Source organism: Bradyrhizobium sp. (genome assembly GCF_047605465.1).
Lineage (GTDB): Bacteria > Pseudomonadota > Alphaproteobacteria > Rhizobiales > Xanthobacteraceae > Bradyrhizobium.
In genome coordinates this window covers 1-21,364 of record NZ_JASGFS010000088.1, presented here as the reverse complement: position 1 = coordinate 21,364, position 21,364 = coordinate 1, and the positions used below count along the sequence as shown (strand labels likewise).

General features: G+C 64.6%; 22 protein-coding genes and 1 tRNA gene. 17 read left to right on the top strand and 6 right to left on the bottom strand.

Going from position 1 to position 21,364, the window contains the following annotated elements; translation table 11 throughout:
* The 9 genes from QM712_RS33800 to QM712_RS33760 all read left to right on the top strand — a co-directional run.
* Positions 1-1,566: DUF6537 domain-containing protein (locus QM712_RS33800; protein ID WP_415027490.1), on the top strand; the 1,566-nt coding region annotated here is incomplete at its 5' end.
* Between the two features lie 440 nt (positions 1,567-2,006).
* Positions 2,007-3,164: a thiolase domain-containing protein gene (locus tag QM712_RS33795; protein WP_415027489.1), complete on the top strand. Its 1,158-nt coding sequence runs from the start codon at positions 2,007-2,009 to the stop codon at positions 3,162-3,164.
* The gene (locus QM712_RS33790; protein WP_415027488.1) at positions 3,164-3,553 is read left to right on the top strand and encodes a Zn-ribbon domain-containing OB-fold protein; all 390 of its coding nucleotides are present in this window, start codon (positions 3,164-3,166) and stop codon (positions 3,551-3,553) included. Before QM712_RS33795 ends, QM712_RS33790 begins: the two co-directional genes overlap by 1 nt.
* Before the next feature lie 289 nt (positions 3,554-3,842).
* A complete protein-coding gene (locus QM712_RS33785) occupies positions 3,843-4,703 on the top strand; it encodes a MaoC/PaaZ C-terminal domain-containing protein (protein ID WP_415027487.1) in 861 nt (286 codons plus the stop codon).
* Positions 4,704-4,794: 91 nt separating this feature from the next.
* Positions 4,795-5,673 carry an SDR family oxidoreductase gene (locus tag QM712_RS33780; protein ID WP_415027486.1) on the top strand — a complete coding sequence of 293 codons (879 nt, stop codon included), beginning with the start codon at positions 4,795-4,797 and terminating at the stop codon, positions 5,671-5,673.
* A 105-nt stretch (positions 5,674-5,778) separates the two neighbouring features.
* The gene (locus QM712_RS33775; RefSeq protein WP_415027485.1) at positions 5,779-6,732 is read left to right on the top strand and encodes a dihydrodipicolinate synthase family protein; all 954 of its coding nucleotides are present in this window, start codon (positions 5,779-5,781) and stop codon (positions 6,730-6,732) included.
* A gap of 5 nt (positions 6,733-6,737) precedes the next feature.
* Complete coding sequence (locus QM712_RS33770) at positions 6,738-7,532, top strand: NUDIX hydrolase (protein ID WP_415027484.1); 795 nt, start codon at positions 6,738-6,740, stop codon at positions 7,530-7,532.
* A gap of 81 nt (positions 7,533-7,613) precedes the next feature.
* Positions 7,614-8,528, top strand: a complete 915-nt coding sequence (locus tag QM712_RS33765) for a DMT family transporter (RefSeq protein WP_415027483.1) — start codon at positions 7,614-7,616, stop codon at positions 8,526-8,528.
* A gap of 134 nt (positions 8,529-8,662) precedes the next feature.
* Positions 8,663-11,350 carry a PAS domain S-box protein gene (locus QM712_RS33760; protein WP_415027482.1) on the top strand — a complete coding sequence of 896 codons (2,688 nt, stop codon included), beginning with the start codon at positions 8,663-8,665 and terminating at the stop codon, positions 11,348-11,350.
* On the opposite strand, the gene QM712_RS33755 is transcribed toward QM712_RS33760, so the two are convergent.
* Positions 11,351-11,701, bottom strand: a complete 351-nt coding sequence (locus QM712_RS33755) for a GrlR family regulatory protein (protein ID WP_415027493.1) — start codon at positions 11,699-11,701, stop codon at positions 11,351-11,353.
* A gap of 261 nt (positions 11,702-11,962) precedes the next feature.
* On the opposite strand from QM712_RS33755, the gene QM712_RS33750 reads away from it, so the two are divergent.
* On the top strand, positions 11,963-12,460 hold the full coding sequence (locus tag QM712_RS33750; RefSeq protein ID WP_415027481.1) for a hypothetical protein: 498 nt from the start codon (positions 11,963-11,965) through the stop codon (positions 12,458-12,460).
* A gap of 58 nt (positions 12,461-12,518) precedes the next feature.
* Here QM712_RS33750 and QM712_RS33745 read toward each other — a convergent pair whose 3' ends face one another.
* A complete protein-coding gene (locus QM712_RS33745) occupies positions 12,519-12,899 on the bottom strand; it encodes a VOC family protein (RefSeq protein WP_415027480.1) in 381 nt (126 codons plus the stop codon).
* A 210-nt stretch (positions 12,900-13,109) separates the two neighbouring features.
* Between QM712_RS33745 and QM712_RS33740 the strand changes: the two genes are divergently transcribed.
* From QM712_RS33740 to QM712_RS33730, 3 genes are all read left to right on the top strand, one after another.
* On the top strand, positions 13,110-13,682 hold the full coding sequence (locus tag QM712_RS33740) for a hypothetical protein (protein ID WP_415027479.1): 573 nt from the start codon (positions 13,110-13,112) through the stop codon (positions 13,680-13,682).
* A gap of 162 nt (positions 13,683-13,844) precedes the next feature.
* The gene (locus tag QM712_RS33735; protein ID WP_415027492.1) at positions 13,845-14,357 is read left to right on the top strand and encodes a hypothetical protein; all 513 of its coding nucleotides are present in this window, start codon (positions 13,845-13,847) and stop codon (positions 14,355-14,357) included.
* Positions 14,358-14,522: 165 nt separating this feature from the next.
* Positions 14,523-14,599: transfer RNA gene (locus QM712_RS33730), tRNA-Arg, on the top strand.
* 83 nt (positions 14,600-14,682) lie between these two features.
* Here the strand turns inward: QM712_RS33730 and QM712_RS33725 are convergent.
* Together QM712_RS33725 and QM712_RS33720 are read right to left on the bottom strand one after the other, a co-directional pair.
* The gene (locus tag QM712_RS33725) at positions 14,683-15,633 is read right to left on the bottom strand and encodes a helix-turn-helix domain-containing protein (protein WP_415027478.1); all 951 of its coding nucleotides are present in this window, start codon (positions 15,631-15,633) and stop codon (positions 14,683-14,685) included.
* A gap of 454 nt (positions 15,634-16,087) precedes the next feature.
* On the bottom strand, positions 16,088-16,351 hold the full coding sequence (locus tag QM712_RS33720) for a hypothetical protein (protein WP_415027477.1): 264 nt from the start codon (positions 16,349-16,351) through the stop codon (positions 16,088-16,090).
* Positions 16,352-16,631: 280 nt separating this feature from the next.
* Here QM712_RS33720 and QM712_RS33715 point away from each other — a divergent pair, with 280 nt between their 5' ends.
* Positions 16,632-17,093 carry a host attachment protein gene (locus QM712_RS33715; protein WP_415027476.1) on the top strand — a complete coding sequence of 154 codons (462 nt, stop codon included), beginning with the start codon at positions 16,632-16,634 and terminating at the stop codon, positions 17,091-17,093.
* Positions 17,094-17,124: 31 nt separating this feature from the next.
* On the opposite strand, the gene QM712_RS33710 is transcribed toward QM712_RS33715, so the two are convergent.
* Positions 17,125-17,391 (bottom strand): hypothetical protein, encoded by a 267-nt coding sequence (locus tag QM712_RS33710; RefSeq protein WP_415027475.1) that lies wholly within the window; start codon positions 17,389-17,391, stop codon positions 17,125-17,127.
* 292 nt (positions 17,392-17,683) lie between these two features.
* Between QM712_RS33710 and QM712_RS33705 the strand changes: the two genes are divergently transcribed.
* From QM712_RS33705 to QM712_RS33695, 3 genes are all read left to right on the top strand, one after another.
* Positions 17,684-18,130 (top strand): hypothetical protein, encoded by a 447-nt coding sequence (locus tag QM712_RS33705; protein ID WP_415027491.1) that lies wholly within the window; start codon positions 17,684-17,686, stop codon positions 18,128-18,130.
* Positions 18,131-18,224: 94 nt separating this feature from the next.
* Positions 18,225-19,097 carry a DMT family transporter gene (locus QM712_RS33700; RefSeq protein WP_415027474.1) on the top strand — a complete coding sequence of 291 codons (873 nt, stop codon included), beginning with the start codon at positions 18,225-18,227 and terminating at the stop codon, positions 19,095-19,097.
* 100 nt (positions 19,098-19,197) lie between these two features.
* Complete coding sequence (locus tag QM712_RS33695; protein ID WP_415027473.1) at positions 19,198-19,941, top strand: hypothetical protein; 744 nt, start codon at positions 19,198-19,200, stop codon at positions 19,939-19,941.
* A gap of 29 nt (positions 19,942-19,970) precedes the next feature.
* On the opposite strand, the gene QM712_RS33690 is transcribed toward QM712_RS33695, so the two are convergent.
* Positions 19,971-21,364 (bottom strand): cryptochrome/photolyase family protein (locus tag QM712_RS33690; RefSeq protein ID WP_415027472.1); only part of this gene is annotated, 1,394 nt, incomplete at its 5' end.

Here is a 21,364-nt window from a genome sequence, read left to right as displayed (position 1 = left end):
GGCGATTGCTCGGTGCAGTCGAACTGCATCTCGGTCGAGCCGCTGGAGACCGAGTTCGGCCGCAAGCGAGCCATCAACCAGTCCGCCTGCAACAAGGACTATTCCTGCCTGAAGGGATTCTGCCCGTCCTTCGTGACCGTCGACGGCGGCAAGCCGCGCCATCGCGCGCCGGCCGATCTCTCCGACATCGGCGCGATCCCCGAGCCCGCGTCGCGGCCGACGGTCGAGAAGCCCTACAACATCGCCGTGGGCGGTGTCGGCGGCACCGGCGTGCTCACCATCGGCGCGCTGCTCGGCATGGCCGCTCACATCGAGGGTAAGGCCTCGATGATCCTCGACATGTCGGGTCTCGCGCAAAAGGGCGGTGCGGTGCTCAGCCACGTCCGCCTGTCGGATCATCCGGCCGAAGTGACCTGCTCGCGCATCGTCACGGGCACCGCCGACGTCGTGCTTGCCGCCGACGAGGTGGTGGCGGTCGCCAAGGACACCATCTCGCTGTGCGATACCAGCCGCACCCGCGGCATCATCAACAGCCACGTCATCCCCACCGCCGACTTCGTCCTCAACCGCGATTTCAACTTCCAGACCCGCAAGCTGAACGCGGTCCTGGAGACCGCGCTGCACAAGGACTCCGTCTTCTTCGATTTCACCAAGCCGGCGGAGCAGCTCCTCGGCGACTCCATCGCCACCAACATGATGATGATGGGCTATGCCTATCAGAAGGGCCTGCTGCCGCTGTCGGCGGAGGCGATCGAACAGGCGATCGAGGTCAACGGCGTCTCGATCAAGATGAACAAGGAAGCCTTCCGGCTCGGCCGCCTCGCGGTTGCCGATCCCCAGCGCCTTGCCGGCATGTTGAAGGGCACCGATGAGGTCGTTGCGCCGAAGACGCTGGAGGCGATGACCCTCGACGAGGTCATCGAGCACCGCGCCAAGCACCTGACCGCCTACCAGAACGGCCGTCTCGCGAAGCGCTACCGCAAGCTCGTCGACCAGGTTCGCGACGCCGCCAGGCAGGGCGGCTATGACGATGCGTTGCCGCGCGCGGTCGCGGTGAACTACGCCAAGCTGCTGGCCTACAAGGACGAATACGAGGTTGCGCGCCTCTTCACCGACGGCGCTTTCGAGCAGCAGCTCCGCGAGCAGTTCGAGGGTGATTTCAAGTTCAACTTCAACCTTGCCCCGCCGATCCTGGCGAGCGGTGTCGACGCGCTCGGCCGCCCGAAGAAGCGCGCTTTCGGCCCGTGGATGCTGAAGGTGTTCCGCGTGCTGGCGAAGTTCAGGTTCCTGCGCGGCACGCCGTTCGACATTTTCGGCCGCAACGCCGACCGCAAGCTCGAGCGCGACCTGATCGTCGGCTACGAGAAGGATGTGACGACCGTGCTCGGCCTGTTGTCGCCGGTTACCATCGACACCGCCGTCGAGCTGCTCTCGCTGCCCGACCGCATTCGCGGTTACGGCCCGGTGAAGGAGAAGGCCGTCGCGGCCGCCAAGGCCCGCTACGCCCAGCTCGCCGGCGACCTCGCCAACCCGCCGCCCGCGCCGCGGCAGATCGCGGCGGAGTAAGCTCCATCCCTCATGGTGAGAAACGCGGAACGCGCGTTTCTCACCATGAAAGCCACATGATTGCCCCTGGCCATCCATCGAAACGCCGCGCACGCGCGGCTCCTCAGGACGAGGACGATGGGCGTGGCTGGCACTCCTGAGCCACGGCTTTGCCCCCTGGATGTCGGCGCCGTCCTACTGTGCATGGGGTTGTTTTCGCGAAATTGAAAATCGCTTGTGCCGTCGGGCAAAACACCTCTAGGACTCCGGCCGAACGAAGCTCCCGTGCCGCGGACGCAGTGCAGCGCTCCCCAGCGGTGCTGCGCGTCCGGGACACGTAGCGGCTCCACTTGCGCCCACCCGCTACCCTCTCGCCCGACGGAATATTTCCGCGCTTGCCAACGGGGCAAGCGCGGTTCAGAAAAACGGAGCAAGAAGAAACGCGAGCGGAGACCTCTGTTTTGACCATCAAGGGCAAGGCCTACATTGCCGGGATCTACGAACACCCGACCCGGCATGCGCCAGACAAATCCACCGCCCAGCTCCATGCCGAGGTCGCCAAGGGCGCGATCGAGGATGCCGGGCTGACCAAGGACGACATCGACGGCTATTTCTGCGCCGGCGATGCACCGGGCGGCCTTTGGCAGATGACCGATTATCTCGGTCTGAACACCAAAAAGCTCCGCCACGTCGACAGCACCGACACCGGCGGCTGTTCCTACATCATCCATCTCGGCCATGCCGCCGAAGCGATCGCGGCGGGCAAATGTTCGATCGCGCTGATCACGCTGGCCGGCAAGCCACGCACCGGTCCGATGCCGCCGCGCGCAGCCGGCGCGGAAGCCGATTTCGAGGCCGCTTACGGCGCCACCACCCACAATGCCTATGGCATGTGTGCCATGCGCCATATGCACGACTACGGCACCACCAGCGAGCAGCTCGCCTGGATCAAGGTCGCGGCCTCCCATCATGCGCAATACAATCCGCATGCGATGCTGAGGGACGTCGTCACCGTCGAGGACGTCCTGAACTCGCCGATGATCTCCGATCCGCTGCATCGCATGGATTGCTGCGTCGTCACCGACGGCGGCGGCGCGCTGATCGTCACCACGCCCGAGATCGCGAAGAGCCTGAAGAAGCCGCAGGTCCGCCTGATCGGCCATGGCGAAGCGATGAAGGGGCCGCGCGGCGGCAAGGATCTCGACCTGACTTATTCAGCGGGCGTCTGGTCCGGTCCGCGCGCGTTCGACGAAGCCGGCATCACGCCGAAGGACATCAAATACGCTTCGATCTACGACAGCTTCACCATCACCGTGCTGATGCAGCTCGAAGACCTCGGCTTCTGCAAGAAAGGCGAGGGCGGCAAGTTCGTCGCAGACGGCAATCTGATCTCCGGCGTCGGCAAGCTGCCGTTCAACACCGATGGCGGCGGCCTCTGCAGCAATCATCCCGTCAACCGCGGCGGCATGACCAAGATCATCGAGGCCGTGAGGCAGTTGCGCGGCGAGGCGCATCCGAAGGTGCAGGTCAAGAACTGCGATCTCGCCATCGCCCATGGTACCGGCGGCCTTCTCGGCGTTCGCCACGCCGCCTCGACTGCCATCTTGGAGCGCGTGTGATGAGCGAAGCGAAGAAATATCCGGCCCCGGTCACCAACCCCGAGACGACCCCGTTCTGGGAAGCGGCCAAGCAGGGCAAGTTCATGATCAAGCGCTGCACGGCCTGCGGCGAAGCGCATTACTTCCCGCGCTCGATCTGCCCGTTCTGCAATTCCGACAAGACGGTGTGGGAGGAGTCTTCGGGCGAGGCGACGATCTACACCTACAGCCTGATGCGGAAGTCGCCGACCGGTCCCTATGCGATCGGCTACGTCACGCTGAAGGAGGGGCCGTCGCTGCAGACCAATTTCGTCGACTGCGACCTCGAGGCGCTGAAGATCGGCCAAAAGGTGAAGGTAGTGTTCAAGCCGACAGACGGCGCACCGTTGCCGTTCTTCACGGTGGCCTGAGACGACGCTGCGTCGCGTGGGTCGAGCGAAGCGAACCCACCGACGCAAGCCATGATGGGTTTCTCAGCGCTCCACCCATCCAACGACATCTTCCTTCTCCCCTCGTGGGAGAAGGTGGCGCGAAGCGCCGGATGAGGGGGCCGTCTCTGCGCAGAGAGCTTTCGATGCGGAGCCGATCCCTCACCCAACTGAATGCTCGGCCGGCATCTCGCAGCCCTCTCCCGCAGGGAGAGGCGCATAAGTGGGCGCCGCAACCCGCTGAGAACAAATTCGGGAAGGAAACCAAAAAATGTCGGCCAGATACGAAGAACTCAAGGGCCTGAAGAACATCGGCCAGAAATACGCCTACGGCGATCGCGAGGTGATGCTCTACGCCTACGGCATCGGCCTCGGCGCCGATCCCATGGACGAGAAGGAACTCGCCTTCGTCAACGAGGGCACGTTGACGCCGCGGCCGCTCAAGGTGGTGCCGACATTTGCTTCCGTTGCCTCCTGGGGCTCCGGGCCGGGCGAGATGAACCTCAACCGCGTCATGGTGGTCGACGGCGAGCGCGACATCACCTTCCATCAGCCGCTGCCGGTGGCCGCCAACATCACCGCCGACTCCTCCGTCGTCGAAGTCTACGACAAGGGCAAGGACAAGGGCGTGGTGATCAGCCACCAAACCGTCCTGAAGAACGAGAAGGGCGAGAAGCTCGCAACTCTCGTGGCGTCGCGCTTTGCGCGCGGCGACGGCGGCTTCGGCGGGCCGAACCTGACCCAGCCCGATCCGCACAAGATTCCCTCGCGCGCGCCCGACAAGACCATCGACATCACGACGCGTCCCGACCAGGCGCTGATCTACCGTCTCTGCGGTGACCGCAACCCGCTGCATTCCGATCCCGAGTTCGCCAGGAAGGCCGGTTTCCCGCGCCCGATCCTGCACGGCATGTGCACCTACGGCATCACCTGCCGCGGCGTGCTCCAGACCTATGCGGACTACGATGCAAGCGCGTTCCGCCAGCACGTCGCCCGGTTCTCCTCGCCGGTCTATCCCGGCGAGACCGTGACCATGGATCTGTGGAAGGACGGCAGCGTGATCTCGTTCGAAGCCAAGGTGAAGTCGCGCGGCGTCACCGTGATCAAGAACGGCAAGACCGTGCTGGGATGATCGGGCCGCTTGCGCGGCTTTGAATTATCTCGTCATGGCCGGGACAAGCCCGGCCATGACGGAGCAAGAAACAAAAACGGGGAGAGCCACCATGGGACTACTCGACGGCAAGGTCGCGCTGATCACCGGCGCGGGCGGGGGGCTCGGTGAGGCCTATGCGAAGCTGTTCGCGCGGGAAGGGGCCTCGGTCGTCGTCAACGATCTCGGTGGCCCCCGCGACGGCTCCGGTGCCGACAAGTCGATGGCGCAGCTCGTGGTGGACGCGATCAAGGCCGAGGGCGGCAAGGCGGTCGCCAACGGCGCCGACATCTCCACCATGGAGGGCGGGCAGTCGGTGTTCGACGATGCCATCAAGCATTTCGGCCGCGCCGACATCCTGGTCAACAACGCCGGCATCCTCCGCGACCAGACCTTCGCCAAGGCCTCCGAGTCCGATTGGGACAAGGTCATCAAGGTACACCTGAAGGGCACCTTCTGCTGCACCATGCCGGTGTTTCGCTGGATGAGGGAAAACGGCGGCGGCGTCATCGTCAACACTTCCTCCACCTCGGGCCTGATCGGCAATTTCGGCCAGACCAATTACGGCGCGGCCAAGGGCGGCATCTGGGGCCTGTCCAACGTGCTGGCGATCGAGGGGCGCAAATACAACATCCGGATCTGGACGCTGGCTCCGGGGGCCCTGACCCGTATGACCGCAGACCTGCCCCGCTATAAGGAGAACCCCGGTGCGGCGCTTGGGCCGGACGGCATCGCGCCGGCCGTGCTATACATGGTCAGCGATTTGTCGGGCGACCAGACCGGCAAGGTGCTGGGCGTGTCCGGGCCCCGCGGCGTGCGCGAGATGCGGATGATGGAGATGGAAGGCTGGAAACCGCCTCACGCAGGCTGGAACGCCCAGGACATCGTCGATCATGCCAAGGAGATCTTCTTCTCCGAGGAGCAGATCAAGATGGGCGCGCGGCGGTTCTGATTCACGGTCGTTCCGGAGCACGCGCTGCGTGATCCGGAGCCTCGAGATTCCGGGGGCGGCTCTGCGAGCCGTTCCCGGAATGACGAACAAAGGGACAAAGGACTTATGAAACTCACCGCCGATGCCAAGGGCACTTTCGCGATCGCGCCGACGCCGTTCCACGACGACGGCCGGATCGACGAGCGCTCGATCGACCGCCTGACTGACTTTTACGAGGAGGTCGGCTGCGATGGCGTTACGGTGCTGGGCATTCTCGGCGAGGCGCCGAAGCTCGACGCCGCCGAAGCCGAGCAGGTGGCGGTTCGCTTCGTCAAGCGCGCCAGGAAGATGCAGGTGATCGTCGGAGTCTCCGCGCCGGGCTTTGCCACCATGCGTTCGCTGGCAAAGGCTTCGATGGATGCGGGCGCGGCCGGCGTCATGATCGCGCCGCCGCCGGCGCTCCGTACCGATGACCAGATCGTCGGCTATTTCAAGCAGGCCGCCGAGGCGATCGGACCGGACGTGCCCTGGGTGTTGCAGGACTATCCGCTGACGCTGTCCGTGGTGTTCACTCCCGCTGTGATCCGCAAGATCGTCATGGACAATCCGAATTGCGTGATGCTCAAGCATGAGGACTGGCCGGGGCTGGAGAAGATCTCGACATTGCGCAATTTCCAGAAGGACGGTTCGCTCCGTCCGCTCTCGATCCTCTGCGGCAATGGCGGCCTGTTTCTCGATTTCGAGATGGAGCGCGGCGCCGACGGCGCCATGACCGGCTACGCCTTCCCGGAACTGCTGATCGACGTCGTGCGGTTGTCGAAGGAGGGCAAGCGGGACGCCGCGCATGATCTGTTCGATGCGCATCTGCCGCTGATCCGCTACGAACAGCAGCCCGGCGCGGGTCTTGCGGTTCGCAAATACGTGCTGCAGAAGCGTGGTATCATCGCCTCGAGCGTTCAGCGCAAGCCCGGTGCGACCATCACGCCGGCGGCGAAGGCCGAGGTCGACTACCTGCTGTCGCGCGTCGCGCGTGTCGACAAGCGCGCCAATCTCGGGCCGCAATCGAGCGCCGCAGGTTAGTCCCCATGCCAGAGACATCAGCATCGCGACCCGCGTCGACGATCCTCCTGCTGCGCGACGGCGCAAAGGAAATCGAAGTTTTCATGATGGTTCGCCATCATCAGATCGAGTTCAACTCCGGCGCGCTGGTGTTTCCCGGCGGCAGCGTCGATGCCGGCGACAAGGAGATCGTCGCACGCTCCGACCTGTATTCGGGCGGTGAGGGGCTCAGCGAGTCCGATCGTGGTTTCCGCATCGCTGCGATCCGCGAGACGTTCGAGGAGAGCGGCATCCTGCTGGCGCGGCCGAAAGGTTCGAACGCGCCGGTCGATGCGAAGCGTGCCGGCGAGATCGCCGACAAGCATCGCGTCGCGCTGAACGAGCACAAGATCAGCTTTTTGAGCATCCTGGCCGACAACGGTCTTCAACTCGCGCTCGACACGCTCGTGCCCTACGCGCACTGGATCACGCCGGAAGGCATGCCGAAGCGGTTCGACACCTGGTTCTTCCTGGCCGCGGCGCCGCCCGATCAGCTCGGAGCCCATGACGGCCGGGAATCGACCGACTCGATCTGGGTCTCGCCGCGCGAGGCGGTGGAGGGAGGCGAGAGCGGCCGTTTCAAGCTGCCGTTCCCCACCACCCGTAATCTCATCAGGCTCGCCAAGCAGGGCAGCGTGAGCGCGGCGCTGGAGCATGCCCGGAGCCTGTCCATCGTCACCGTGATGCCGATCATGACCAAGACAGAGAGCGGTCGCCAGCTCCGCATCCCGCGCGAAGCCGGCTACGACGGCGAGGTGTTCGAGGTCGGGGCGCTCGGCTGACACAGTTCGATACGCGACGAACTATTGCGCCTGCGACGGCTGTATGTTCCGTCCGTTGAATCGAGGGACGGGACGTTCGCCATGGAGAACCGGCAAGAGACCAGCATCGCGGTCGAGCTGGCGCTGCTCGGTGTGCTCGCGACGTTGTGGGGCGGTTCCTACACCTTCATCAAGCTCGGCGTCGCTACCATCCCGCCGATCACGTTGATCGCGGCGCGCACGGCGATCGCCGGTCTGCTCCTGCTCGCGATCATGCGGTTGCGTGGCGTCAAGATGCCGACCGATGCGGCGACCTGGCAGCGCTTTGCCTTCCAGGCCGTCCTCAACAGCGTAATCCCCTGGACGCTGATCGCCTGGGGTGAGAGCTATGTCGACGCCGCGCTTGCCACCATCCTCAATTCGGCCGGGCCGATCTTCACGTTCCTGCTGACCGCGGTCGTGACCCGTCACGAGGTCACCACCCCGCGAAAGCTGTTCGGGGTGTTCGCCGGCATGGCCGGCATCTGCCTGATCGTCGGCGTCGATGCCGTCCACGACATCGGTCGCGGCATCGTCGCCGAAGCGGCGATCGTCGCCGCCGCGATCTGCTATGCCTGCGCGGCGATCTTCGGCCGTGGCTTCAAGGGCCTTGATCCGATGGCGCCGGCCGCCGGCTCGCTGCTGGCCGGCGCCGCCGTCCTGATCCCGGCCTCGCTCGTCGTCGAGCAACCCTGGACGCTGTCGCCGTCGCTGAGTTCCATACTGGCTCTGCTCGCGCTGGCGATCTTCTCGACCGCGGCGGCGTTCGTCATCTACTTCCGCCTGATCCAGACCCTCGGCTCGGTCGGCACCACCGCGCAGGCCTATCTCCGCGTGCCGATCGGGGTCGCCGTCAGCGTCGTCTTCCTCGGCGAAGCCTTGAGCCGGACCGCCTGGATCGGGCTTGCCTGTGTCGTCATCGGCGTTGCCGCCATGACGATCCCGGCACGGCGCCGGGAAAGCGTCCAGGCATCCTGAGCCGAAGCGGCGGTCCGGGGGCGGGGCGGCCGCGGAATCCCCGATTTTAGGCATATCCGGCGGCTGAAGGCATGTTCCCCCGAGGGCGCAATACGTCGTATATTGGGCCCCCAGCAGCCCGGTTCCTGAGACCTATGTCCGCCGAATTGACGCCGATCCCCGAGAAGAAGCGAAAGTTCTCGCTCTCTATCGGCCAGCTTACGTTCGGCAGCTTCCTTCTGGTGCTGGCGGTGATCATCGTCACCTCGACTGCGAGCGTGATCGCGATCCGGCACATCGACTCGACCTTCGCCGAGTTGCAGCGGCTCCAGAGCGTGGGCGATCTCGCCGAGGACATCGATCGCCGCATGAACGAACTGCGGCTCGCGGCCCGCGACTTCGTCACCGATCCGGGCGCCGGTGTCCAGTTCAAGCAGGTGGGCGAGGCGGCTTCGACGCTGAGCGACATCCTGAAGAAGACCCGCATCGAGCTCGCGCCCGAACAGCAGGACATGATCGACGGGGTCACCGAGCGGCTCGCGACCTATCGCAGCGGCCTTGAGCGGATCTCCACGCTGATCGACCGGCGCTCCCAGTTGCTTGCCGGCCTGCCGCCGCTGCGCGACAAGTTCGACGCGGCAGTGGCCGGCACCGCGGACCGTGACCTGGCGTCGCGGCTGTCCGAGGTGCAGAGCCGGATCGCGATCGGCTTGCTCGCGCGCAATCCGTCCGCTGCCGAACAGGCGGCGCAGAGCATGCGCACGATGGACATTGCCGATGCCAGGCTGAAATCGGCCGTCAACGATTACGCCGACGCCATCGTCGCGGTGGCGGTGCGGGAGCGGCAGATCGCCGACATCGATCGCGACGTGCTGGGAACCGAGGGGCGGCTGATCGGACGCGTCACGGAATTGCTGCGCGAGGTCAGTGCGAGGCGCGGTCATGTGCTGTCGCGCGACTTCGCCCGCACGCTGACCGAGGCACGATGGCAGAGCATCTTGCTCGGCACCATCGGCGTGCTGATCGGCATCGGCGCTGCGTGGTTCGTGGTTCGGCGCACGGTGCGTCCGCTCGCGCAGATCGCCAGGTCCATTCGTGCGCTTGCCGGCGGCGAGAAGAATACCTCGATCCCGTCAGCCGACCTCGACAACGAGATCGGCGATATTGCTCGCGCGGCCGAGGTGTTCCGTCGTGCGCTGGAAGAGGCCGACACGGCACGTGAGGCCGCGGTGCGCGCGCTCACCGAGCAGCGTCTCGCCGAGGAGAGCTACCGCAAGCTGTTCGAGGGCTCGGTGGACGGCATCTACGTGACGACGCCGGCCGGCGACCTTCTCAATGCAAACCCGGCGCTGGCGCGGATGATGGGCTATGACAGCCCGCAGCACCTGATCGACAGCATCAACGACATCACCCACACGATCTACGTCCATCCCGAGGCGCGTGCCGAATATCAGCGGCTGATGCAACGCGACGGCATCGTGCGCGAATTCGAGTATCAGGTTCGCCAGCGCAGCGGCAACATCCTGTGGCTCTCCGACAGCGCCACCGGCGTCCGGGACGAGACCGGCAACATCGTCCGTTACGAAGGCATGCTGCGCGACATCACCGACCAGAAGCGGGCGGAAGATGCCATCGCCGAAGGCCGGCGCCTGCTCCAGCAGGTCATCGATACCGTGCCCGCGGTCATCAACGTCAAGAACCGCGATCTGCGCTACGTCCTCATGAACCGCTACATGGCCGGAATTTTCGGGATCGAACCGGGCGACGCGATCGGGCGCACCACGGCCGACCTGATGTCGCGCTATGGCGCGGCCAAGACCGACGAGAACGACAAGCGGGTGCTCAGGATCCGCAAGGGGCTCGGCTTCTACGAGGAGGAGTACAAGGATTCCTCAGGCAGCATGCGGCAATGGCTGGTCAACAAGCTGCCGCTGCTGGATGCCGAGGGCGAGATCGAGCGGATCGTCACCGTGGCGCTCGACATCGGCGAACGCAAGCGCGGCGAACAGGAGATGCGGAAAGCCAAGGAATCCGCCGAGACCGCGCTGCGCAATCTGCGCGAGACCCAGGCTTCGCTGATCGAGGCGGAAAAGCTCGCGGCGCTCGGACGGCTCGTCGCCGGCGTCGCCCACGAGGTCAACAATCCCGTCGGTATCAGCCTGACCGTGGCGTCCGCGCTCGAGCGCAAGACCGCGATGTTCAGTGCCGAGGTGGAGCGAGGAGAGCTGCGCCGCTCGACGCTCAACGATTATCTCAGGACCAGCCGCGATGCGTCCTCGCAACTCGTCGGCAATCTCAACCGCGCGGCCGAACTGATCCAGTCGTTCAAGCAGGTCGCGGCCGACCGCAACTATTCGGATCAACGCACTTTCGACCTCGCCGATCTCACCGAGCAGGTGGTGATGAGTCTGCGGCCGGGCATGCGCAAGCAAAATTTGACGCTCAACGTCGAGTGCCAGCCCAATCTGACCATGAACAGCTACCCCGGCCCGTATGGCCAGGTCTTGACCAATCTGTTCCTCAATGCGGTTTCGCACGCCTTCCCGGATGGGCGACCCGGCATGATCGACATCCAGGCGCGCGAATTCGGCACCGACAATGTCGAGATCATCGTCGCCGACAATGGTTGCGGCATGAGCCTCGATGTTCGCCGCCGCGCCTTCGATCCCTTCTTCACGACGCGGCGCGACCAGGGCGGCACCGGTCTCGGGCTCCACATCGTCTACAGCATCGTGACCAACCGGCTCGGCGGGCGGCTCGATCTCGATTCCGAGCCGGGCGGCGGCACCCGCATCCGGATGATCCTGCCGCGCGTGGCGCCGCTCGAACAAGCGGCGGAGTGATCAGGCGATGTCCGCAAGCTTGTGCAGCGTCGCACCGAAAATCTGACTGGCTTTGCCGACGAGCGCGGTCCCTGTCATCTTCGCGCGCGTATCCGTGAAAGTGCCGGTGACGCCGACGCCGACCGCAGCAGGCCCGCCGAACAGCGGATTGTCGTCGTTGCGCGGGGAGGTGTGCCGCTGCACCAGCACCTCGCCCTTGAAGGTGTTATCCTTCACCGTGTAGCTGCCCGTGTAATAGAGATAGGCATCGCCGCCAAGAATCTTGCCGTCGCGAAACAGAATCACGCCGCTGCCCTTGCCGATTCGACCATCGAGCAACGTCACGTGAATCGAATAGAGGCCGTTCTTCATAACGTCCCGCAGCCCGGCCGCCATCGCCCAGGGCGTACCGGTAAAGCTTTTATGCCAAAGCGTATTCCCAGGCGCAACGCGGCAATTTGCTTGCTTGCTGGCGGGCCTGGCCGCGGGTGCGAGCCGTAATTGTCCCAGCTTGCGTGTGACACGGTCATGACGGTCTCATGATGAGGCGAGGCCCGTCGTGCGAATCAAAGTTGGCCCGCGAAATGCATAACCATCATTGCACTGGCCGCGGGGTGCTGGAGCAAGACGAACGTGAGCAACTGGATCGATTCCGGCGGCGAGCAGCCGCGCCTGTACAGTGCGCGTCCCACGAATTGCAAAGCGGAACGACGGCGGACCGGCACCGTAACACGCTGGCGAAGCTGGGTGATGTCGGGCTGCGCCCTGGTTCTGATCTCGCTCGGTGTGCCCTTCGGGCACGCGCGCGACCGCGGTCAGTTCGCCAACACCAGTGCCGAGTTGAAGGCGTGGTTCGACGGCCTGCGAAGCGGCAAGGGGCCATGCTGCTCCGATGCCGACGGATCGGCGATCTCGGACTCCGACTGGGAGAGCAAGGATGGGCATTACCGCGTCCGCGTTCCCCGTTACGGCTACGTGTCCGATGGCCAGCAGCAGGAGCTCGTCTGGGTCGACGTGCCCGAGGAGGCCGTGATCTCGGAGCCCAATCGGGTCGGGCGGACCATGGTATGGCCGATCTACGGCTACATGGGCGTCACGATCCGCTGCTTTATGCCCGGCAGCATGACTTAGCCGAGCCGGGCGACCATTGCGCCCGGTCCGGCTGACGCATGGTGCGGCTTGCGCTGCGTCAGGTGTATTTCTTGTCGCGCTCGAGCAGTTCGATCGAAATACCCTCGGGGCCGCGGATGAAGCAGATGCGGACGCCGGGGCGTATCGTCGTCGGCTCGCGCGTGAACACCACGCCCTTGGCCTTGATCTCGGCCGCCAAGGCGTCGATGTCCTTCACGGCGAGGCCGAAATGGTCGAGGCCCTGATGGGGGTGGGGCGGTGGCGGGCTGACGGCGTCGCCTTCCAGCGGTGCGATGAAGATCCTGGCGCCGCCGAGATTCACGTCGATGCGCCCGGGAGCACGTACGATCTCGCCGCCGAGGATATCCCGCAGCCAAGCCGCCGTGGCTTCCGGATCCGGGCTGCGCAGATGGACGTGGTCCCAAGTGACGACTGGCATTTCATTTCCTCCCGACGGGGTACTGTCGTGTCGCGGTGCATGTTAGCGGGCCGGCCGGTGATCGCCACCGTCGTTTCCGGAATCGCCTGAGACGGGAACCATAGTTCCTCCGCCGGATTAAGGTAAGCAGTGGCTGAGCCCGCCGTCGAAAGGCCGTATCGGTCTCGGCAGTGCATGCGGGACGGGCTTGGGCCGCGATCGGTGAGAGCCATGCGAGCAGGGTTTGACCGGATCGGCTTGGGACGTTTCGCTGGACAAGGCGAACGGTTGGCACGAACGGCGACGGTCGTGAGCGCCACATTTGGCCGGAGCCTGTTGTGGCTTCTGGCGGTATTCGTCCTCGCTTGCGGCATCTGGATGTTGCTGTCCACGGGCAGCAGCGCGCTGGGACAGCCGGTGAACCCGGCGTTGGCATCGGTGGAGTCTCCGCCTCAGGCCGATGCAGCTGCGACGACCTCGGCCCCATCAGGTGCTCAGGCACCGGCCATGGCTGAACTCGATCGTCTCCGGATTTCCTCCCAGACCTGGCGCCGTGGGGGCCTCGGCTCGAGGGCACTGGTGACGCTGACCCTGCGAAACGACAACGACTATGCCGTAAAGGATGTGGAGATCATCTGCGCCTTCAGCCGGCGCGATGGCAGTCATCTGACCGATCGCAGCCGCGTGCTCGGTGACATCGTAAGCATGAAGAGCCGCAAGACGTTTGCACGCGTTCCCGTCGGTGTCGTCAACGTTAATGCCGATCAGGCGAAGTGCTCGCTGGTTGCCGCGCGCCGCGAATAAACAGCAGGCATTTGCGGTAGCGGAAAAGTTACCGTCATGGGCTGCTTCATCGAAAAAGCTGCGCGTTCGCGTTGAACCGAACGGACGGTGGTAGGAACAAATTAGCGTATCGCCAGTTAAGGCGCAGGGCTCGCGCGCGGATGCGTGGGCGGAGCGATGCCAATGCCCATCTTCCGGTATTTCGTATTCGTCGGTGGAGCCTTGCTCGCACTGTTGTTCGCGGTGGATTTCATTCTGCCGACGTCACCGGTTGCGCAAGCTGTCGCCAGCGCAGATACAACCAGCGACCAGCCATTGATCCGGATCCGGTCCGATCGTCATCTGCCGGAGCGTGTCGTGTTCGACACCAATCAGCCGATGATGGGGCCGCCTGTCGTGACGATGGCCGCTGCCGCGCCTCCCCAGGCGACGCAGGAAAGCATCTCGCCGGCTCTGGCCGAGATGTCGGCCAAGGCGCGGGTGCGCGAAACATTCGCGCAATTTACGCCCGCGGCCGCGAAGGCGGATCCAGCCGCGGTCAGGAAGGCTGAGGCCAAACCGCAGGTCCCGCCACGGCACAGGGTTGCGCGGGTGCAACGTCAGGCGCCGCCGCAATGGGGAGCGCCTCAATGGGGCAGGCCCACCATCCAGGTCGCTCAGCAACCTCATTTCGGGCTTTTCAACACCACCTGGTGAATGCTTCCGCCTCCGCCGAGGCGCTAGCGGTCTCGGCAGGAGAGGGTGGGGGCTTTTTATTGGTCAATCTCTCTGCTAATCGAACGTGTCCGAACGACGCTTCCGGTGACGGCTTGCCCGGCACCGGTTCGTCGAATTTCGGTTAGGGCCCGATATCGGGCCCAGGCGCTCGTAGCTCAGCTGGATAGAGCATCGGATTTCGATTCCGAGGGTCGGGAGTTCGAATCTCTCCGAGCGCGCCAGCCGCCGTTCCGAATATGGGCACTTCTGGCGACTTCTGCGTTTTCATTCTGAACGATATCAGGAGCAGCATTCTGAACGGACGTCACGGCTTCGTTCGCCTGCTCCGTGCCAGGGTGTCCGACGGCGTCTCCCGGAACGTCACGCGGTATGCTGCGGCAAACTCGCCCAGATGGTGAAATCCGTTGGCACGTGCGCATGTGGCAACGGTCACACCGCCCTTGAGCAGCCGACCGCGGGTGGCCCACAGCCGCTTCAAGCGGATGTATTGATGCAGGCTCATGCCCCGCACTTTCGACACCGCACCGCCGAGCGTCCGCATCGAGACGCCGAATTCATCGGCGAGGCTTGCCGTGTAGATCGGTGCGGTCGGATTGGCCGCCACATAGTCGTCGATCCGCTGCACGAGCTTGGCCGATCGCGCACCGGCGATCGGAGCGCTGCGGTCCGATCGCGGATCGGTGCCGAACAGATCGTCCAGGGCAAGCAGCAGGCCCTCCTGAAGCTGCGCGGCGACCTCGGTGATCTCGAACAGGTGCGGCTCCATCGATGCGGTTCGCAGGATGTCGAGCAGAAGCCGCTGCGCGTGGAGGAGAGCGGTGCGATCCGCGGCGTAGGCTCGCAATGTGTCGGCGTGATCGAACCAGCCGCGATCCCCGAGAGCGGGCGAGAACACGATCAGCGCGTAATGGTTGGTCTGAGGTTCGACGAAATGGCAGTCATCATTGCCGCGCAGCGCCACGAACAGGCGCGAGTCGAGCTCCATCCCGTTCGAACTTGCCCGCAGGTCGTCGCTCATCGACAGGATCATCATGCCGCCCGGCGCGCGATATGCGGTGTCCAGGATGCGCGCAAAGGACCGCATCACGATGATCCGGCAGGCGGGCAGGGACACCACCGCGCGGGCCGCCGCGAAATTGGCGACGTCCAGCGGAATGCTCCGCGCATCCTCCATCGACTCGGCCGGACGGAACGCGTCGACGTCGGCGAAGCTGATCAGTTCGAGGGCGGAGGATCGCACGAGAGAATCGAACATTCGTCCGGCGGCCGTTGCTGCATTATGATGGCCGAATGAATGGCGAAACATCGCGGTCTAGTAAACCGGATTTGGCTCCGTAGTATTGCGGACATCATGTCACGAGGGCGAGCTTGTGGGAGCGCCTGGCGACGGGTGAGGGCCGGTCGTCAACGTTCGCGGCTCATCGGCTGGCCGGAGGCGAGATCGATGAAGTGGAGGCGCGTGCAAGCGGGACAAGCGAAGGACTCGAAGCGCCGTTCTTCGAGCCCCTGCTGTTTTTCCAGGTGGGTCTGTACATTCATGCCCGTTTGAGGGCACCGGAAAACGATCAAGTCCGCCATCGAGCCAGCGTGACGCGGCTGCGTTCGTCGTCATTGATCTGGATCAGTTTTGGAGCCGATCTAAAGCGGCAAGCCTGCCTGGACGTGCATTCGGGAAAGACGAAGGGGCCCCCGAGGGCCCCTTCCGAATTTCACCAGCGGCGATAGCCGTAGTAGCGAGGCCCGTAATATCGCGGGCCGCCGTAATAGTAACGTGGTGGAGCGTAATATCTCGGACCATAATATCCGTAATAGTCTGGACGCCACCAGCAGCGTCCCCAGGGATTACAGACCCAGCGGACCTGCTCGACCGCAGAGACCTGCGGTGCAGGCGCAATGGGCATGGCCGTTGCCGCCGGCGATGCCGCGAGGGCACCGAACAGGGACGCGGCGACCAGGCCAATCTTCAACTTCATCATATCTTCCTCCGCTTACGCGATGCAGGATATCGGAGTTGTTTCGATCAAATTGTGGCAAAGCCGAAATGTAATGCTGATGAACAAATCTTCAGCCGGCGCACCGTTCTGTCTCTCCGGTCGTCGTTGCCACGCTTGATCCTGCGCAATTCGTCCGCGTTGTTTCCTTCCTAGTGTTGTCGCCGCGGGCAGTCTTGCGAGGACCTCGAGGAGCATCTTTGGCGGCCGCTCCGCGTTGGTCGGAAGGGGCCGAGCCCGCATGTGGTCTGGAGCATTGCAAATGAACAAGATGAGGATCGACAAGGGCGACTGGCTCGTCGTCTGTGACGGACGCAAGGCGCTCATTCTGGAAAATCTCGGTGACGGGACGTTTCCGAATCTTCACACCCGGGAGGTGCATGAGCAGCCGAACCCGTCGACCAGCGCGCAGGGGACCGATGCGCCCGGCAGGCTGCACGCGTCGGTCGGCGGTGCGCGCAGTTCGGTCGAGCAGACCGATTGGCATGACGAGGCCGAGCGCGCCTTCCTGCGCACCCTGGCCGATCGGCTCGATACCGCGGTGAGTTCGGGCGAGACCTCCGCCCTGACTATGGTGGCTTCCCCTCGCGCACTCGGCATGATCCGTGCCGATTATTCAGATGCAGTGCGCAAGGCGCTCCAGGGCGAGGTCGGCAAGGACCTCGTCAAGCTGCCGGTCTACGAGATCGAAAAGCAACTGCTGCTATCGGGGAGCGCCAAATAAGCCCCGCCGATGGAAGCGGCGCCAGCGCCCCTTAGAAGCAGGGGTGCCGGCGTCGGTCCTGGCCGACATAGCCCGCCGCGCTCTGATAGCAGTGGTTGGTCGAGGGGCCGTCGTAATAGGCGAAGGTGCCAGGCGTGATGCCGGGGCCGTAATTGTGGACATAGCTGATCGGATAGGGCAGCGGGCTCGTCGCGTAGTAGCGATGGTGCCGGTGATGCTCCCGCGCCTCCGAGAGGCTGGGGGCGAGGGTTACGGCTGACAGGACCGCAACCGCGGCAACAAGCTTCAACTGGCTCATCTCGATTCTCCGGAACCCCAGCTAACAGACCAGCCTGTTATAGCGATTTCGAACCGGCTGGGCATGGTCCCAAGGACCGAAATCGGGCCGAATCCTGCGGATTCCCGGGCGGGTGTGACCGAAATGCCTGCCTGCAGCCCCAACTTGCCCCTTTTTGGCCGTTTCCGGATGCTTAACGAATTCCCCACACAAGTGTAACTAAAGAGAATTCGACTAGGATTCCTGTCGCCGGCCGCTTTGGGGTGCTTTCGAGGCCGGTCCGTTCATGCAAGGCTTTGCCGTCACTTTGCCCATGCGCATCACGCTCCTGAGCCTGCTGTTGGTCTGCTTCGCTGCTGCGACGCCCGCGCGCGCCGATCTGCACATCACGCGCGACCATGGCGGCTATGTCGAGGAGTACAAGGCCAAGTACAAGCGCATCCGTGACAGGGGCGAGCGCGTCATCATCGATGGCATCTGCAATTCCGCCTGTACGCTGGTGCTGGGCATCGTGCCGATGAACAAGATCTGCGTGACGCCGCGTGCCAGCCTCGGCTTCCACCAGGCCTACTACGACAAGGCTTTCACCTTCGGCATCAAGGTCACCAGCGCCGAGGGGACGTCCGACCTGATGTCCTATTATCCGGACACGGTGAAGGACTGGATCCGCCGCAACGGCGGGCTCACCACCGACATGAAGAAGATCAAGAACGGCGTCGAGCTCTGGAAGATCATCGACCCCTGTTCGGAAGAATGGTGAGCGGCTGAGCCGAAAGGCTGCGGACACCGCACTGCAGCATCGCCCGTCGAAATTCGCATTGCCGCGCCGCTCCCGGTCAGGCAATGAGGCGGCAATGAATCATAATCAAGACTCCATGGCCGCGCGGGCGGCCCCGATCCTGTTCGTCGTGCTCTGGAGCACCGGATTCATCGGCACCAAATACGTCATCCACAACGCCGAGCCCTTGACCTATCTCGCCATCCGCATGGCGGTCGTGGTCGGCCTGATGGCGATCATCGCCGCGATTGCCCGCCCGAAATGGCCCGACCGTATCGGCATCGCGCATAGCGTCGTCGCCGGCATCCTCGTCCATGGCTTCTATCTCGGCGGCACCGCGATCGCGATCGCGCACTCGATCCCGGCCGGCCTGTCCGCACTCATTCCGGGTCTGCAGCCGATCCTGACCTCGACCATCGCGAACCGCTGGCTCGGCGAACGCGTCACGCCGGTGCAGTGGGGCGGCCTGCTGCTGGGTCTCGGCGGCGTTGTGCTGATCCTGCACAATCACCCGATGTCGGGCGAGGCCGGCCTGGGCTGGCTTGCTTCGGTGGTCTCGCTGATCAGCATCACGCTCGGCACGCTCTACCAGCACCGCTACTGCAACCACATCGACTGGCGCGCCGGCAATCTCGTGCAATATGTCGCGGTCGCCATCTTCTTCGCGGCCGGCGCTTTCCTGTTCGAGGAACGCGTGGTGCACTGGACGCGAGAATTCGTGCTCGCGCTTGCCTGGCTCGCCGTGGTGCTGTCGATCGGATCGATCGGCCTGCTGTACTGGCTGATCCGTCATGCCGCGGCAACCTCGGTCGCGAGCCTGTTCTACCTCGTCCCCGCCGTCACGGCGTTGATGGCCTATCTGCTGTTCGACGAGAAGCTCGATGCCCTCGCCATCGCCGGTGTGGCGATCTGCGCGGCGGCGGTCTTCCTGGTGAATCGACGCCTCTAGACCGGCAAGCGGGATCGCCGGAGATGCAGCCCTGACGTGCAGGGGCGGCCTGTGCTATGCTGGGCGTGTTTCCGCTCTCCCTTTTTGCACGGTGATTTCCATGAAGAAGGCAAGGCGTGCACTGCTCGGCAGGTCGATGAAGCCGGTTCGGATCGCTTGCATCAACGATGCGAAGGAGACGATCGGCGCCCGCACGATGAGCAAGCTCACCGCGGCGTTGCAGAAATGCTATGACGATCACTTCCTTCCGGTGTGGGGCTATCCGGTCCGTCTCTACGTCACGCGGAAGGCCAAGCGCACCGACTGGCAACTGGTCTATCTGGATGACACCTCACAAAAGGGGATGCTCGGGCGTCACGAGTTGACGCATCGCGGCCAGCCGATCTCGAAGATCTTCGTCAAGGCGCTGGATGATGAGCCCATCAGCCTGGCTGCGTCCCACGAATTGTTCGAGATGGTGCTCGATCCCATGGCTAATCTCTGGGCCGACAAGAGCAAGCGGACCCAATATGCCTACGAGGTCTGCGATGCCGTCGAGGAGGACTATTTCGTCGTCGACGACTTCCGAATGTCGAACTTCCTCTATCCGTCCTGGTTCGAGCCGTTCAAGCATCCTCCCGGCACCAAGTTCGATCACAAGGGAACGTTGAAGAAGCCGTTCTCGATGACGAAGGGCGGCTACGTCATCAAGCGGGTGAAGGGCAAGAAGGTGATCAAGGCGTTCGGCTCGCCTGCGAAGCGGCGGCGCTTTGCCAAGGAGGACCGGCGCGGTCATCGCAGCGAATTCCGCGATCCGCATGGAGTGCATCACCCGGGCCGTCGTGCATCGAAGCGGCGCGGATAGGCTGCGAGGCGATGCGTCCGGCGCGCCGTTCAACCTTTGCGGATCTTGGCGTAAGCCGCCAATGCGCGCTCGCGTCCGATCGCGTGATCGACGATCGGCTGCGGATAGGTCTTGCCGAGCGTCACGCCCGCGCTGGCCAGCTCGATCGGCGTCGCTCGCCAGGGCTGATGGATCAGCTTCGCCGGCAGGTCCTTCAGCTCAGGCACCCAACGGCTGACATAGGCTCCGTCAGGATCGAACTTCTCGCCCTGGAGCACCGGATTGAACACGCGGAAATAGGGGGCCGCGTCGGCACCGCAGCCGGCGACCCATTGCCAGTTGGCGGGATTGCTGCCGGCATCCGCGTCGACGAGCGTGTCCCAGAACCAGCTCTCGCCCTCACGCCAGTCGATCAGGAGGTGCTTGACCAGGAATGATGCGACCACCATCCGGACCCGGTTGTGCATCACGCCGGTGTGCCAGAGTTCGCGCAGGCCGGCATCGACGATGGGGTATCCGGTATGCCCACGCTGCCAGGCGGCGAGGCCCTTGCCGTCGTGCTTCCATGGAAAGTCGTCGAAGCTGGCTTGCAGGTTTTCGGTGGCGAGGCCGGGATGGTCATGGAGGAGGTGGCGGCAGAATTCGCGCCAGCCGAGCTCGCTGAGGAATTTGTCGATGCCCGACCCGAGCGCGGGGTGTTCGGCCGCGGCGAACCGCGCGGCGTGCCAGACCTGGCGCGGGCTGAGTTCGCCGAACCGCAGATGCGGCGACAGGCCCGAGGTGCCCGCCCGGTCCGGGCGGTCGCGGTCACCGACATAGCCGCGCGCGGTGGTCTTGAGGAAATCGCGCAGGCGCGCGCGTGCGGAGGCTTCGCCCGGGCTCCATGTCTCGCGCAATCCGCCGGCCCAGTCGGGCTTGCTCGGCTCCAGCTTCCAGCTCTCCAGTGCCTCGCTCGCGACCTCCGGACCCGGGCGCAGCTCCTTCGGCGCGGGCAGCGGCTTCGCAGGATCGCCGAGTGCCAGCACGCGCCGCCAGAACGGCGTGAACACGCGCAGGCCGCGGCCCTCCTTGTTGCGGATCTCAGAGGGCGGGACGAGCAGGTCGCCGGGGAAGCTGCGTGTGGTGACGCCGAGCTTGGCCAACGCCCCCTCGAGCTGTCGCTCGACGGCTCGATGCGGCGCCTGTGCGACCTCATTCCAATAGACCGCGCCGGCGCCGCTCTCGCGGGCCACGTCGGGAATCACCCTGGCAGCTTGTCCCTTGCGCAGGATCAGAGCGCCGCCGCGCGCCGCGATGTCGGCGCCGAGCGCCCGCAGGGACTGTGCCAGCCACCAGCGTGCCGCGCCGCCGGCGGCGCGTCCGGCCGCGTCGTCCAGCAAAAAAAACCAGAATACAGGGGCGCCGGAATTGGCGGCGGCGTGAAGAGAAGGGTTGTCGGAGACGC

What these genes read in the sequence shown, in the direction of transcription:
- QM712_RS33715 (WP_415027476.1), top strand. Translation starts at nt 16,632, where the DNA reads ATGAACAAGATGAGGATCGACAAGGGCGACTGGCTCGTCGTCTGTGAC.
- QM712_RS33765 (WP_415027483.1), top strand. Translation starts at nt 7,614, where the DNA reads ATGGAGAACCGGCAAGAGACCAGCATCGCGGTCGAGCTGGCGCTGCTC.
- QM712_RS33745 (WP_415027480.1), bottom strand. Translation starts at nt 12,899, where the DNA reads ATGCCAGTCGTCACTTGGGACCACGTCCATCTGCGCAGCCCGGATCCG.
- QM712_RS33775 (WP_415027485.1), top strand. Translation starts at nt 5,779, where the DNA reads ATGAAACTCACCGCCGATGCCAAGGGCACTTTCGCGATCGCGCCGACG.
- QM712_RS33770 (WP_415027484.1), top strand. Translation starts at nt 6,738, where the DNA reads ATGCCAGAGACATCAGCATCGCGACCCGCGTCGACGATCCTCCTGCTG.
- QM712_RS33785 (WP_415027487.1), top strand. Translation starts at nt 3,843, where the DNA reads ATGTCGGCCAGATACGAAGAACTCAAGGGCCTGAAGAACATCGGCCAG.
- QM712_RS33735 (WP_415027492.1), top strand. Translation starts at nt 13,845, where the DNA reads ATGCCCATCTTCCGGTATTTCGTATTCGTCGGTGGAGCCTTGCTCGCA.
- QM712_RS33740 (WP_415027479.1), top strand. Translation starts at nt 13,110, where the DNA reads ATGCGAGCAGGGTTTGACCGGATCGGCTTGGGACGTTTCGCTGGACAA.
- QM712_RS33720 (WP_415027477.1), bottom strand. Translation starts at nt 16,351, where the DNA reads ATGAAGTTGAAGATTGGCCTGGTCGCCGCGTCCCTGTTCGGTGCCCTC.
- QM712_RS33755 (WP_415027493.1), bottom strand. Translation starts at nt 11,701, where the DNA reads ATGAAGAACGGCCTCTATTCGATTCACGTGACGTTGCTCGATGGTCGA.
- QM712_RS33700 (WP_415027474.1), top strand. Translation starts at nt 18,225, where the DNA reads ATGAATCATAATCAAGACTCCATGGCCGCGCGGGCGGCCCCGATCCTG.
- QM712_RS33710 (WP_415027475.1), bottom strand. Translation starts at nt 17,391, where the DNA reads ATGAGCCAGTTGAAGCTTGTTGCCGCGGTTGCGGTCCTGTCAGCCGTA.
- QM712_RS33780 (WP_415027486.1), top strand. Translation starts at nt 4,795, where the DNA reads ATGGGACTACTCGACGGCAAGGTCGCGCTGATCACCGGCGCGGGCGGG.
- QM712_RS33695 (WP_415027473.1), top strand. Translation starts at nt 19,198, where the DNA reads ATGAAGAAGGCAAGGCGTGCACTGCTCGGCAGGTCGATGAAGCCGGTT.
- QM712_RS33760 (WP_415027482.1), top strand. Translation starts at nt 8,663, where the DNA reads ATGTCCGCCGAATTGACGCCGATCCCCGAGAAGAAGCGAAAGTTCTCG.
- QM712_RS33725 (WP_415027478.1), bottom strand. Translation starts at nt 15,633, where the DNA reads ATGTTCGATTCTCTCGTGCGATCCTCCGCCCTCGAACTGATCAGCTTC.
- QM712_RS33705 (WP_415027491.1), top strand. Translation starts at nt 17,684, where the DNA reads ATGCGCATCACGCTCCTGAGCCTGCTGTTGGTCTGCTTCGCTGCTGCG.
- QM712_RS33790 (WP_415027488.1), top strand. Translation starts at nt 3,164, where the DNA reads ATGAGCGAAGCGAAGAAATATCCGGCCCCGGTCACCAACCCCGAGACG.